The following is a 14,270-nucleotide window of genomic DNA, read 5'->3' as shown; positions in this document are numbered from 1 at the left end:
TCCATTCGCTCGACTTGCATGTATTAGGCACGCCGCCAGCGTTCATCCTGAGCCAGGATCAAACTCTCCAATAAAGTTAGTTTGTCTAGCATCTAAAAATAAAAATTGACGTTTCACGTTGTTTGTTTCGTTCAGTTTTCAAAGAACTTGTCTGCCACTTCAGAAGCGACTTCATCATATTAACATCTTCATTTTTCGATGTCAACTACGTTTTAAAATTTCTTTTTTGTCGTTTTCTGCGTTTCCGCGTCAGCGACGTTTATTAATATACCATCATGATTTTTAAATAACAAGTGTTTTTTTAAAAAAACACAAAAAAATATCCATCCTACTTTCTTCTATATAGAGACACCTCCTCCCATCTATGGAAAACAGCTATTTAAATTGTATACCAATACACTCTAGTTAACCAAACTGTATTTCATAACCCCTTCCTAGATTTTCATTCTCTTCTATATTAAAGCCCTGATCATTTACTTCTCTATAGACTAACAATATAAAAAACAAATCAATCCAAACTAAAAAAACAGATTCACCATTTCCTACATAAAGCAAACATGCCGATTTTTAGTTTTGTTCCTCCACACAAACTATTAATTGAACGAATCGGTTGTTTACAGACAGCTCGATTAGGTAATAGTCTTATCGCTCGGCGAATAGCGGAATAAATAACGAAATTCCAACAAAAACATTAACTTAAGATTATTGTTAGAATTTTTTTACATTTAATTAATGAAAAATATCCATTTTTTGTTATATAGTAAGGAAGGACGTACTCAACTATAAATAAACCAATGGAGGAATTACTTTATGGATAGGTTAACAAAGTTTTCATTAAAAAACCGCGCCGCTGTTATCATCATGGTTTTTCTCATTTCCGTACTTGGCGTTTATTCCGGATCTAAATTACCTATGGAATTTTTACCAAGCATCGATAATCCAGCAGTCACTGTCACAACCTTATCTCAAGGACTCGACGCTGAAGCGATGACAAAAGAAGTAACTGATCCCCTCGAAAAACAATTTCGCAATTTAGAACACATCGACAGCATCACCTCTTCTACGCACGAGGGGTTATCACGTATCGATATCGCGTATACATCCAAAGCAAACATGAAAGACGCAGCACGCGAAGTTGAAAAGGCCATTAACACAATTAAATTACCTAAGGATGCAACTAAACCCATAGTTAGCCAATTAAATACTTCTATGATTCCACTCGCTCAAATTGCTATCCAGAAGCAAAACGGATTTTCAAAAGCAGATGAAAAACAAATCGAAAAAGAAATCGTACCACAACTCGAAAGCATTGATGGTGTTGCCAACGTTATGTTTTTCGGAAAATCAGCCTCTGAATTATCTATCATACTAGACCCAAACCAATTAAAAGATAAAAACGTAACAACAGAACAAATATTAAAAGTTTTACAAGGAAAAGAAACTTCTACTCCAGCTGGAGCAATTACCGTTAATAAAGAAGAATATAACCTTCGTGTCATTGGGGATATAAAAAATGTAGATGATATTAAAAACATAACCGTTGCACCTCAAGTAAAATTGCAAGATGTTGCTCAAATCGAACTTAAACAACACTACGATACAATCTCGCATATAAACGGAGAAGAAGGAACCGGATTAATCATCATGAAAGAGCCAAGTAAAAATGCAGTTGCAATCGGAAAGGAAATCGATAAGAAAATCAAAGATATAAGTAAACAATATAAAGATCAATTTTCTATTAAACTTTTAGCCTCAACTCATGAGCAAGTTGAAAATGCTGTTACTAGTATGGGCAAAGAAGTAATTCTTGGAGCAATTGCTGCAACTCTAATTATCTTAATCTTTTTGCGTAACTTCCGAACGACACTCATCGCCGTTGTCAGTATTCCATTATCTATTTTATTAACACTCTTTTTACTACACCAATCTAACATCACACTTAACACCTTAACGCTCGGTGGTTTAGCAGTTGCAGTTGGACGTCTCGTTGATGATAGTATCGTTGTCATCGAGAATATTTTCCGTCGTTTACAAAAAGAATCTTTCTCTAAAGATATTATTCTCGATGCAACGAAAGAGGTCGCCGTCGCAATTACTTCTTCTACTTTAACAACAGTCGCTGTTTTCTTACCTATCGGCCTCGTATCAGGAGTAATCGGAAAATTAATGTTACCTATGGTATTAGCAGTTGTATATTCTATACTATCATCCTTAATCGTTGCACTAACAGTTGTTCCACTTATGGCTTTTTTACTACTCAAAAAAACAAAGCACAAAAAGCCAAGTTCTTCACCACGATATGTTGCTACATTAAAGTGGGCTCTTTCGCATAAATTCATTATTTTACTTACTGCTTTTTTATTATTCGCAGGATCGATTGCAGCCTATGTATTACTACCGAAAGCGAACATAAAATCTGAAGACGACACAATGTTATCTATTAATATGACTTTCCCAGCTGATTACGCTCCTGAAACACAAAAACAAAAAGCCTTCGATTTCGAAAAGAAATTACTTTCTAATTCGGATGTAACAGATGTTATTTTACGAATGGGATCTAGCGCAGAAGATGCACAATGGGGGCAAACGACAAAAAATAATCTTGCCAGTATATTTGTAGTCTTCAAAAAAGGCTCTGATATTGATCAATATATTAAAGAGTTAAAGAAAGAACATAAAGCTTTTGAGCCTGCTGAACTAGATTATATAAAAACGAGTTATTCAAGCTCTGGTGGTGGCAACAATTTGCAATTTAACGTAACAGCAACTAACGAAACGAATTTAAAAGAGGCTGCTACTATCGTCGAAACAAAACTAAAAGATATGGCTGCTCTCTCTAAAGTAAAAACAAATTTAGAAGACTCTAAGAAAGAATGGCAAATCCATGTTGATCAAACAAAGGCCGAACAACTAGGCTTAACACCAGAATTAGCAGCACAACAAGTAGCATTCCTTATGAAGAAATCACCTATTGGTGAAGTTTCAATCAATAATGAAAAAACAACTATTATAATAGAACACAAAAAAGAAAACATCACTAAACAAGAAGACATTTTAAACACAAACATACTATCACCTATCAATGGACCAATTCCTTTAAAAGACATTGCAACTATTTCAGAAAAGAAACTTCAAACAGAAGTCTTCCATAAAGACGGAAAAGAAACGATTCAAATTACTGCCGAGGCCTCAAATGAAGATTTAAGTAAAGTAAGCGCAGAAGTAAACGAAACGATAGCTAACTTAGACTTACCTAGCGGCGCAAAAGTAACTATTGCAGGTGCAACTGAATCTATGCAAGAGAACTTCACAGATTTATTCAAAATTATGGGGATTGCAATCGGGATTGTATATTTAATTATGGTTATCACCTTCGGACAGGCGCGCGCTCCTTTTGCAATTTTGTTCTCCTTACCATTAGCTGCTGTTGGCGGTATTTTAGGATTAATCATTTCAGGAACACCCGTTGATGTAAATTCCTTGATCGGCGCATTAATGTTAATCGGGATTGTCGTTACAAACGCGATTGTATTAATAGAAAGAGTGCAACAAAATCGGGAACACGGAATGGAAACAAGAGATGCCTTACTAGAAGCGGGATCCACTAGATTACGTCCAATCATTATGACAGCTATAACAACAATCGTCGCTATGCTCCCTCTCCTATTTGGTCAATCGCAAGCAGGAAGCATGGTATCAAAAAGTCTTGCCGTCGTTGTCATCGGTGGTTTAGCAGTCTCAACCGTTCTTACATTAGTAGTCGTTCCAGTTATGTATGAACTATTAGATAAAATCGGGAGAAAAAGACGCTCTCGTAGAAAAATAAGCACTTCCACAGAAACACCTGATATTTAAAAGAAAAGCGTTATCTTCATGAATGAAGATAACGCTTTTCTCTACCTACTCATATAATCCATCATTTTTTGAGCATATCGCTCTAGAGGTTTATCAGAATCTACAATAAGATATTCAGTATTCGAAGGTCTCTTACTACCATCTAACCACTTTTTAAAAGCTACTTCCGAATCCACTTTTCCAATCTGACTGGCCATACGTTTACGTGTTTGCAGCCTATGATTAATCTCTTCCATATCATTAAGGTAACATTCGATATATTTATATTTTACACCATGTTTATTAGACAATTTTATTCCTTTTTCAACCATCCCTTCATATAGACACGGACTATCCAATATAACACTATGCCCTTGTTCTAAATAAGAATCAATCAATGCCCATTCAATATCGTATGATACTCCTCCAACAATTGTCGATTCAACCCCTTTCATTTCTAATGATTGTAACAATGCCGATTTCAAAACGTCATGATCTACAATTACAGCACCTGTTAACTTCGCTATATACTTAGAAACTGTCGATTTTCCCGATCCAGGAAAACCTGACATTTGTAGAAAAAACAAATTAACTTCTCCTCTCATCTGTACCTATTCATCTATATAATCAATTACAAATTCAACAATCATTACATCCATTCCTTCTATATTAAAATACAAAAAGAACTCTCTACTTATAAGTAGAGAGTTCTTTTTGTATTTTATGCTGCTTTTACCTTCTTCGTCGTTTTACTTTTTCTTTTCGTTCCTGTAAAACGCTTATGCAATATAGATGCTACCAAGCGCGAAATAACATTGAATAGTAATACCATAATAATTAATACAGCTGCAGATTTTGTCGCAATCAACTTTGCATCCGGAATAACTCCTTCAGAATTTAACTTCCAAATGTGAACCGCTAATGTTTCAGCTGGTCTAAATGGATTTAGAGGATGGGCAGGACTTGAGAAGTCCGCTGCTGAATTTAAAATCGGGGATGTTAAACCCGCTGTGTAAATTAACGCTGCCGCTTCACCAAATATACGACCTGCCGCTAAAATAATACCTGTAATAATTTGCGGTAATGACGACGGAATAATGATACGAGCAATTGTTTGCCATTTCGTTGCACCTAATCCAAGACTTGCCTCTTTTACATTATGAGGCACTTCTGAAATCGCATTTTCACAAACACGTGTTAAACCTGGTAAGTTTAAAATAGTTAAAGCAAGAGCACCGCCCATTACTGTGTATCCCCAACCTGTCATGGTAACGAACACTAACAAACCGAATAAACCAACAACAATCGAAGGTAACGACGCCATTGTCTCAATACATAAACGAACAAAATTTAAAAAGCGCCCTTGTTTTGCGTACTCTGCTAAATATATTCCAGCCCCTAACCCAAGAGGAATAGATATAACAAGCGTTATAACAAGCATGTAGAAGGAATTGAATAACTGTGGACCAATCCCACCACCAGCTCTTGTATTACTTGGTTCTCCAAACAAGAAATCAGGATCCCAAAATCCCCATCCCTTTTGCAGAATTTCAAACACTAAGAATACTAGCAGAGCTACAACTAAAGCTGCAACTGCATAAAAGATACCTGTCCAAATTTTATTTACCGTTCTTGCATTCATTATTATCGCTCACCTCTTTGCCCAATCGCTCGAATTACTAAAATAAACAGGAATGAAATAACAAGTAAAATCATCGCTAAAGTCCATAGCGCATTATTCCAAGCAGTTCCGTTTAATGTATTTGTCATGTCCATTGTCAAAATACCAGTTAACGTCGCTGTCGGGCTATATATTCCTTCTGGTAATTTAATTGTGTTCCCGATTACCATTTGAACCGCTAATGCTTCACCAAAAGCACGCGCTAAACCTAAAACAACACCTGTTAAAATCCCTTTTTTCGCAGCAGGAACAATCACTCGGCTAACCGCTTGCCATTTCGTCGATCCTAGACCATAAGAAGCTTCTAAATAATCAAATGGAACAGAGCGTATTGCATCAGAAGCGATACTAGCAATAGTAGGTAAAATCATAATACTTAATACAACAATACCCGCAATTAGACTAAATCCCACTCCCCCGAACGAATCACGTAATAGTGGCACTAAAATCGTAACCCCTAATAATCCGTATACAACCGAAGGAATACCAACTAATAATTCTAAAACGGGCTTCAATACTTTATTTCCAAACTTTGGCGAAATTAAATTCATGAATATAGCAAGAGCTATAGCAATTGGCGCACTAATAATAACCGCACCTAACGAAACCACCGTTGAACCTACAATAAAAATCAAAGCCCCGAAGGTTCCTTCGTCAGCATTTGGATTCCATTTTGTCGATGTTAACATCTCAGTAAATGAGATACCACTTTGTGTAAAAGATTGAATACCTTTACCGCAAATAAAAGCAATAATAGCTAATGTAATTAAAACAATAAAAATACCACAAAACGTAACAAGCGATCTTCCTATATATTCACTTTTTACGTAATTAATTTGTTTTTTCCCCTTCATCACAGGTCAGACCCCACTTCATAGATTGAAATGAACAGGACTGGCCTTGCAGCCAGCCCCATAAAAATTTATTACTTATTTAATTTAGACATTGGGATGTAACCCATATCTTCTACTTGCTTTTCAAAGTCTTTGCCTTTTACATAATCAATGTAAGCTTTCGTTGCTTCTTTCGCTTCACCTTTTGTTACCATGTACTCGTAAGACCAGAATGGATATTTACCAGACGAAATGTTTTCAACTTTTGGTTCAGAACCATCAATTTTCACTGTTTGTAGCGCACCTTTTTTATCGCCAACCATGTAAGACATTGCTAAATAACTTACTGAACCTGGAGTAGAATTGATCGCTTGCTCTACTGCACCGTTAGAATCTTGTGTTGTACCAGTTCCATCGTTAATTTTCGCTTCTTTCATAACTGTCTTTTCAAATGTAGCACGTGTACCAGATGAAGCTGGACGGTTAATTACGTTGATTTTTTCATCTTTCCCGCCTACCTCTTTCCAGTTTGTTACTTTCCCAGTGAAGATATCTTGTACTTGTTGCACTGTTAAGTTATCAACTTTTACATCTTTATTTACGACAAGCGCGAATGCAATACCCGCAACCTTGTTATCTACTAATTCTTTCGCTTTTTCAGCATCTTTTATTTTATCCCCTGATGGAACATCTGAATTACCAATTTGTACTGCACCCGATGCTACTTGGTTAATCCCAGTTCCACTACCGCCGCCTTGCACTTGAATAGAAACTTTTGAATTTTTCTCCATGAATTTCTTTCCAGCTTCCTCCGCAAGAGGTAGAAGAGCTGTAGAACCAGCTGCTGCAATCGTACCTGATAATTCTTGTTTTGTATTATCGCTTCCTTTAGCAGTTTCTTTACTAGCTGTATCATCTGCTTTCCCACATCCAACTAACGCTCCTGCTACCACTAAAGCCGCTAAAGAAAATTTAATACCTTTTTTCATAACCATGTCTTGTACCCCCATTTGGATTCTCACTTTTCGAATTCATTTTCTTTCGAACACAAATTCATTGTAGGACAACAATATTATGTGAGTGTTAAGCAATTTTTAATTTTAAGTAAATGACGATAATAGCCCTTAAAAGCTAGGAATCCCAACATTTATAGTTAAAGAACCCAACAAAATCCACACGAATTAAGCTGTAATGTAAATTTATTCTTAACAATGTAAATTCAATGTAAATGTTTTTCGCTCTTTTCCCCTTTTAATTAAAAATACATTTACAAATACATTGTATCTTTTAACTTTTACACTCTTACTTTATTTACATTCAACAGAATTTCAGTAATATTTTTTAGTACAACTAAATAAATTGGAACAATTCTAAAAATAAATGAATATTTTTAAAGTACCAATTGACAGCATCATCCAATGTAGTCTACTATATTATTAACAAAAAGTTTACCTAAGGAAACTTTTTAAACTTAAACAAACAATATAGAGATGAGGTAACTTTTATGGTATCGGCTAATACAAAACCACTTTCCGAGTTTAAGACAGGAGAGTTTGTACAAATTGAGAAGATACAATTAGAAGGAACTATGAAACGACGTTTATTAGACTTAGGATTTATCCCTGGGGCAACAATTAAAGTATTACAGCGCAGTCCACTTGGAGATCCGGTCGCTTATCAAGTAAGCAATACAACTATCGCACTACGTAAGGAAGAAAGTTCCCTTATTTTCGGGGTATTAATAGGAGATGATTTCAGATGAGCAAACATCGTATTGCTTTAGCTGGCAACCCGAACACCGGGAAAAGTACATTATTTAATACTTTAACAGGCTTAAAACAACATACTGGAAACTGGACGGGGAAAACTGTTTTAAAAGCTGAAGGGGAATACGAACATAACGGAAGTAAATATACATTAATAGATTTACCTGGAACTTACTCACTATATTCAAATTCTGCGGATGAAGAAGTAGCAAGAGATTATATTATATTTGAAAAACCAGAAGTAACTGTAGTTGTTATAGATGCAACTGCAATGGAAAGAAATTTAAATTTAGCCCTCCAAGTGATGGAAATGACAAGCAATGTAGTCATTTGTATTAATTTAATTGATGAAGCGGAGAAAAAAGGCATCGTTATTGATGAAAAGAAATTAGCAAAATCGCTCGGTGTACCTGTAGTTAAGATTTCTGCTCGTAACCGAGTAGGTATTGGGCATTTGCTAAGTGTTATCGCTAAAGTAGCAAATAAAAAATTAATTCCAACACCAATTAAAATTTCTTACAGTGAAAAAATCGAAAATATGATTCAGGAATTAGAACCACAAATTTATAAAGTGTTCGGTGATACGTATCCAGCACGTTGGATTGCGTTACGTATATTAGATGGAGATAAAAATTTCTTAACTACACTTCAAAAACACCATAATGAACCACTTGTAAGGGAGGTCGTAATGAATGGAATCTCACTCAGCCAGTAAAGCTCTTCCATTAGACTATATTATTCAACATGCACAAGCACTCTCAAAAGAAGATATACGAGATGATATTGTCGGAGATATTTATCGAACATCTGCAAGCATATGTAAAGAGTCTGTTCAATATACAAATACTGATAAATTGTATCGTTCTGAAAAACTAGATAAAATTTTCACATCTCCAATCTGGGGATTTCCAATTATGCTCGGTATTTTATCTATTATTTTTTATCTTACAATTGCAGGTGCTAACGTACCATCTGATATGATTGCTGAGTTTTTCGGATGGGCCGAAGGATATTTAACATCTTGGTTCCAGGCAGCACATGCACCCGAATGGCTACATGGCATTTTAATACTTGGTTTATTCCGTGGTATCGGTGCTGTTATTAGCGTTATGTTGCCACCTATGGCAATCTTTTTCCCTATGTTCGCACTATTAGAAAACTACGGATATTTACCACGTGTCGCTTTTAATATGGATCGCTTATTTAAACGTTCCGGTGCACATGGCAAACAATCTTTAACAATGGCAATGGGATTTGGTTGTAATGCAGCCGCTATTATGTCAACGCGTATTATTGAATCACCACGTGAACGTATGCTTGCAATCTTAACAAACAACTTCGTTCCTTGTAACGGTCGCTGGCCTATGTTAATTTTAATGGCTTCATTATTTATGGCTGCTGGTTATACAGGTAGTATGCAAACATTAGTTACTGCTGGCGTTGTAGTTGGAATGGTTGTAATTGGTGTTATTATGACATTAACTGTTTCTTGGGTACTATCAAAAACAGCTTTAAAAGGTGTGCCAACTCACTACACTCTTGAGTTACCACCGTACCGTAAGCCAAAAGTTTGGAATACAATTGTACGTGCAACACTCGATAAATCAATTTATGTTTTAAAACGAGCTATCGTTGTAGCTGCCCCTGCGGCTGCATTAACTTGGTTACTAGCTAATATTTTCATCGGTGACACAAGCTTACTTATGTATTTTGTAAACTTCCTAGATCCATTCGCTAAAATGTTAGGACTTGATGGATTCATTTTAGCTGCGTTCATTCTTGGACTACCAGCGAATGAAATTGTTATCCCGATTTTATTAATGTCTTACTTATCAACCGGAGCTTTAACTGAAATAGATGATTTTAACCAAATTAAAAATCTATTCTTAGAAAATGGCTGGACTTGGTTAACAGCGTTAAACACAATGTTGTTCTCACTTCTTCATTTCCCATGTGGAACAACACTGGTTAACATATATAAAGAAACAAAAAGTGCAAAATGGACATTCTTATCGTTTGCAATCCCTACCGTTATCGCCATTGTTGTGACATTCCTCTCTACACAATTGGTACATTGGTTAGGGCTTTTATAAGCAAAGCATACATAGAAGGTATCCCCCTTCACATTTGCTTTGCGCGAAAGAAACCTGAAATCATTCAGGTTTCTTTTTTTGTGCATCAGTATTCCAAGGCTGTGCTCCATACGTTGTGAGTTTCTTATGAATAAAGTATATGGCTCCCGGAAGAACTGCCATTAATATCGTGCAACTAATCCCTAATCCAGTAAACAACTTACATCACCTTATTTCACTCTTTTCGGTAAGGCGGAACCTGAATGCTCAATTGTCGGGTGAACATGAACAGTAACCTCCGCATTACTAAAGTAATTTTCACCTTGATCCCAATTCTTATCTATCTTCTTCCATTCTTTATAATTATGCCGCTTATATACTTCTCCTAACGCTAATACATCTACCTTATATTTTTTTTGAACAAGCTTAATCGATTTTTGGATACGCTTCTCCATTTCTTCCGCAATGGTTTTCTTTAATCCCTTTTCATTCATAATTTGTTTATGATCACTAAAATGTAACTCTGCTAAAGTCCCTTCCAAAGATAAATGGATATCAAACTTCGGTTTTGTAGCATTTTCCGTAGATACTTTAATCTTTCGGCGCATCTTATGAATTTCGTATGTAACAAGCTGACCTTGTTTACGGATAGTAAAGAACCCTCCAATTTTTTTACCTATTACATAATTCATTCCTAATGTTTCTTCTCCATTCAAACTGCCTACACACTTATTATCTTTTCCACGAAACAACGCTGCCCCGTTCATTTGTACCCCCTGCTTTGTTAGTTCTAGAATAGGTAATACGAAACTTCGGTTAGCAATCATTTTTTGCTGTACCTCACCAATTCTTGCAGCTTCAATCATTTGAGCATTTTTCGGAGGATGCTCAGCTAACATATCAATATACTGCGCCGGTAAGTTCTCAGGCTTGGCACTCTGCTTTAAAATAGCTTCTGCATTTTTCTTAGAAACGAACAAACGAATATTTCTTCTCATCTCGTGATCACGAATATATACATCTAACGTATTTTGTAAAACATATGGATTCGCTAATAAATCTTTAGAAAAAATTATCACTTGTATGTGCGGAAAGAATAATGAGCGACTAATTTTTTTAGAGATAATTCGTATTTGCTCAAAGACACTATCTGCTTTCGCACTAACATTAATATAATTCTCACTATCTCGACCGCTTTGGCCACCTTGCTGCGCTAACTTACTGGGAAGTACCATCTGATACGTCCCTTTCATAATTGGATTTGATTTCTTTTTTTTCACAATATCATAGGCTGCACCTACTACAAATCCCCTTTCTTCTATCTCCTCTAACTCAGAACACCCACTCATAAATCCAACTACAGCTATAACCATTATAAATTTAAGAAGGTGTTTCATTTCCACCATTCCTTCTTTTTATTTTATATACAATTAAAACGAGCAAAGGCGCTAACACAACAAATCCCATATCTATCCAAGCTAAATAAGTTCCGTAATGTGATAATGAATCTAAATTACTCGGTATCATATTCACCATAAAAATAATAGGAGCACTTACGAAAATAAAAATATGTTTCTTCACTTTCGGAAACATAGCACAAAACAATAAAGATGCGACGTCATAATACATTGCTGTAGTGTTATAAATAGTAATAATCCAAGTCGTAAAAAAAATCGCATCAAATCTTTCTAAAAAACCTCCACCAATTTCAATTTCTTTACCCAATTCAATTGTTGGATACGTCAATCCACGGGTTGTCATATACGAAAAAACGCTAATACAAGTTACATAAATTAAAATGTATGACAGCACATTTACCATCACTGCTTTTGCAACTGCCATTGGCGCTTTTTTCGCTGTCTTATCGTTCAACATCACAGCATAAAACAGAGCTACCTCAAATCCGATAAATGTGAAAATAGAGTTTTTAACTCCTACAGCATATTGACTTGCGTTCGTTTGAAAAGCTGGTAGTAAATTGTTTATTTCCATTAAATTTATATTCAATAAAGAAAGCAACACTATCGCAATGAGCACGATAGGTAAGAATAGAACATTTAACCTTACTAAAGCCGCTCTCGATCCTGCTACTCCATAAATAACAACTAATAAGAAGAAGAAAGAGAGTAGCTGTATTGGTGTATCACTAAATAAATATGTTTGTGAAATAATTGCAATCATTCGTGACTCATATGCTGTCAAAGCAACAAACGTTAATACTAAAATGCTACTAATTGTGTATGCAACAGGCTTTGTCAAATGCGTACTCGTATATTGAACAAAGTTTTGTTTCGGGAATAAAATAGCTATCCTCGTTACAAACCAACCTAAAACTGCACATATCAATCCACCCAGAAGCAAAATAATCCAACCGTCTGAAAATAAAGTTTGGTTAGCGATATCTCTTGGCATAGACAATGCTCCTATACCAATAATTGTTGAAGATACCGCAAACCCAATTTCCCGAGATCCAATCTCTTCATCGCCATACTCAAATGGTTTCAATTACTCTCGCTCCTTTGGACGTAATGTAGCGTCTTTCGTTTGTAAATATTCCGGTCTCTCTTTCAACATCGATTTTGGCATACGAATAAGTTCTTCTTTCCAATCTTTATAAAATGCAGGAGCGATAGGCGTTGTATACGGCACCCCGACACTCTTCAAATTCGTAATATGAACCGCAAGTGCAATAAGAGCTAAAATAATTCCATACAAACCAAAAGCAGTCGCCGCTAAAACAAAGACAAAAAGTAAAATCCGAAACGTAATCGTAATACTATATACAGGCAGTGAAAATGTAGCAATAGCTGTAACCGCAATAATGATAACTAAAAACGGATTTACAATTCCTGCGTTCACCGCTGCTTCTCCGATTACAAGACCACCTACAATCCCAATTGTTTGCCCCATCGGTTTCGGCAACCTAATTCCCGCTTCTCGTATTAACTCCATCGTTAATGCCATCATTAACGTTTCTATATAAGCTGGAAACGGAACACCTTCCCTGGCTCCAGCGATTGAATAAGCCAGTTTAGAAGGGATAAGTCCTTGGTGATATGATACGAGAGCTACATACATCGCTGGCATTAAAACTGCAACTATGCCAGAACCCATCCGCAAAATTCTTAATAAAGTCCCAATTACCCAACGCTCATAGTGATCTTCCACAGATTGAAAAATATCAACGAATACTAACGGAGCTATAAGGGCAAACGGTGATCCATCCACCAAAATAGCAGCCTTTCCTTTCGCTAATGAGGCCACAATATTATCAGGCCTTTCCGTATTCAAAAACTGCGGGAACGGTGACAAATTATTATCTTGAATTAATTGCTCAATCGTACCCGTCTCAAAAACGACATCTGTCTCTATTGATTGAAGACGCCGATCTAACTCTTTTACAATGTAAGGGTTAATAATGTCTTCTATATATACTAACGTCACTTCTTTTTGGGATCTCTTCCCCATAATATAAGATTGAAACCTCAGCTTCGGGTCACGTAAAGTACGGCGAATTAACATTTTATTCACGTTAATATCTTCATTTAACCCAATCCTCGGTCCACGTATTAAATCTTCTGTTACCGGCGGTTCTAAACTTCTTTTTTCCCACGCTCTACTATTAATCACGATAGCGGTTTGAATATTATCAATTAATATAACTGTATCTCCCGCTAAAATCGCATTTATAATATCCGGAAACGTTGTCTTCTTACCAACTTCCGCAATAGAAATAAAGCGATCCAATAACGTTTGAACAACAGCTTCTTCTTTTTGTACTTCTTCATATTGAAGTGTACGAACTACATATTTATAAACATTATCCTTATCTGTTAACCCACATAAAAAAATAACCGCACAGCGTGTAAAACTACCAGCAAGGGCAACTTCCCTAATTGTTAAATCATTAGGCGAACCTAACTCATCCCTAATTTCTTTCATAACTTCAAATAAGTTACCTTTTAACTCTAACAATTCCCCCACCTAACTTCCTTTTCAACAAGTTTTTAGTTAGATTCCGCTAATAGAAGAAAATATATACAAAAAAGAGCTATCTCTTTTCAAAGATAGCTCTAGCACACGG

General features: G+C 35.8%; 12 protein-coding genes and 1 rRNA gene. 4 read left to right on the top strand and 9 right to left on the bottom strand.

The genetic code is table 11. From position 1 onward, the window contains the following. Window positions 1–74, bottom strand: a 16S ribosomal RNA gene (locus tag AC1DMU_RS22050); the annotation flags it as partial. A 736-nt stretch (window positions 75–810) separates the two neighbouring features. Here AC1DMU_RS22050 and AC1DMU_RS22045 point away from each other — a divergent pair. Next, on the top strand, window positions 811–3,855 hold the full coding sequence (locus AC1DMU_RS22045; protein WP_088061946.1) for an efflux RND transporter permease subunit: 3,045 nt from the start codon (window positions 811–813) through the stop codon (window positions 3,853–3,855). A 41-nt stretch (window positions 3,856–3,896) separates the two neighbouring features. Here AC1DMU_RS22045 and AC1DMU_RS22040 read toward each other — a convergent pair whose 3' ends face one another. The 4 genes from AC1DMU_RS22040 to AC1DMU_RS22025 all read right to left on the bottom strand — a co-directional run bounded on the left by AC1DMU_RS22040 (window position 3,897) and on the right by AC1DMU_RS22025 (window position 7,343). Further along, window positions 3,897–4,421 (bottom strand): P-loop nucleotide/nucleoside kinase family protein, encoded by a 525-nt coding sequence (locus tag AC1DMU_RS22040; RefSeq protein ID WP_088061944.1) that lies wholly within the window; start codon window positions 4,419–4,421, stop codon window positions 3,897–3,899. Between the two features lie 134 nt (window positions 4,422–4,555). Continuing rightward, the gene (pstA, locus tag AC1DMU_RS22035) at window positions 4,556–5,476 is read right to left on the bottom strand and encodes a phosphate ABC transporter permease PstA (protein WP_048562942.1); all 921 of its coding nucleotides are present in this window, start codon (window positions 5,474–5,476) and stop codon (window positions 4,556–4,558) included. 2 nt (window positions 5,477–5,478) lie between these two features. Next, window positions 5,479–6,369: a phosphate ABC transporter permease subunit PstC gene (gene pstC, locus AC1DMU_RS22030; RefSeq protein WP_000676675.1), complete on the bottom strand. Its 891-nt coding sequence runs from the start codon at window positions 6,367–6,369 to the stop codon at window positions 5,479–5,481. Between the two features lie 71 nt (window positions 6,370–6,440). Beyond that, complete coding sequence (locus tag AC1DMU_RS22025; RefSeq protein WP_000245097.1) at window positions 6,441–7,343, bottom strand: phosphate ABC transporter substrate-binding protein PstS family protein; 903 nt, start codon at window positions 7,341–7,343, stop codon at window positions 6,441–6,443. A 509-nt stretch (window positions 7,344–7,852) separates the two neighbouring features. Between AC1DMU_RS22025 and AC1DMU_RS22020 the strand changes: the two genes are divergently transcribed. Genes AC1DMU_RS22020 through AC1DMU_RS22010 form a run of 3 tightly spaced genes read left to right on the top strand, consistent with a single transcriptional unit; the run spans window position 7,853 to window position 10,207 of the window. After that, on the top strand, window positions 7,853–8,110 hold the full coding sequence (locus tag AC1DMU_RS22020) for a FeoA family protein (RefSeq protein WP_000252989.1): 258 nt from the start codon (window positions 7,853–7,855) through the stop codon (window positions 8,108–8,110). Then, window positions 8,107–8,829: a FeoB small GTPase domain-containing protein gene (locus AC1DMU_RS22015; protein ID WP_046953769.1), complete on the top strand. Its 723-nt coding sequence runs from the start codon at window positions 8,107–8,109 to the stop codon at window positions 8,827–8,829. Before AC1DMU_RS22020 ends, AC1DMU_RS22015 begins: the two co-directional genes overlap by 4 nt. Continuing rightward, window positions 8,807–10,207, top strand: coding sequence for a nucleoside recognition domain-containing protein (locus tag AC1DMU_RS22010; RefSeq protein WP_088061939.1), 1,401 nt, complete (start codon window positions 8,807–8,809; stop codon window positions 10,205–10,207). The genes AC1DMU_RS22015 and AC1DMU_RS22010 overlap by 23 nt, the downstream gene beginning before the upstream one ends. A gap of 60 nt (window positions 10,208–10,267) precedes the next feature. On the opposite strand, the gene AC1DMU_RS22005 is transcribed toward AC1DMU_RS22010, so the two are convergent. From AC1DMU_RS22005 to gerLA, 4 genes are read right to left on the bottom strand one after another with little or no spacing between them, the layout of a single operon-like run. Beyond that, entirely contained in the window at window positions 10,268–10,405 is a 138-nt protein-coding gene (locus AC1DMU_RS22005; protein ID WP_000493989.1) for a hypothetical protein, read from the bottom strand. An 11-nt stretch (window positions 10,406–10,416) separates the two neighbouring features. Then, window positions 10,417–11,583, bottom strand: a complete 1,167-nt coding sequence (locus AC1DMU_RS22000) for a Ger(x)C family spore germination protein (RefSeq protein ID WP_141542837.1) — start codon at window positions 11,581–11,583, stop codon at window positions 10,417–10,419. After that, window positions 11,567–12,691: a spore germination protein GerLB gene (gene gerLB, locus AC1DMU_RS21995; protein WP_476941565.1), complete on the bottom strand. Its 1,125-nt coding sequence runs from the start codon at window positions 12,689–12,691 to the stop codon at window positions 11,567–11,569. The genes AC1DMU_RS22000 and gerLB overlap by 17 nt, the downstream gene beginning before the upstream one ends. Further along, complete coding sequence (gene gerLA, locus AC1DMU_RS21990; RefSeq protein WP_097890002.1) at window positions 12,692–14,170, bottom strand: spore germination protein GerLA; 1,479 nt, start codon at window positions 14,168–14,170, stop codon at window positions 12,692–12,694. Between the last annotated feature and the right edge of the window lie 100 nt (window positions 14,171–14,270).

Source organism: Bacillus sp. 01N45 (genome assembly GCF_056399205.1).
Note: the sequence above shows the minus strand (reverse complement) of the source record. Positions and strands in the feature narration are given on the sequence as shown.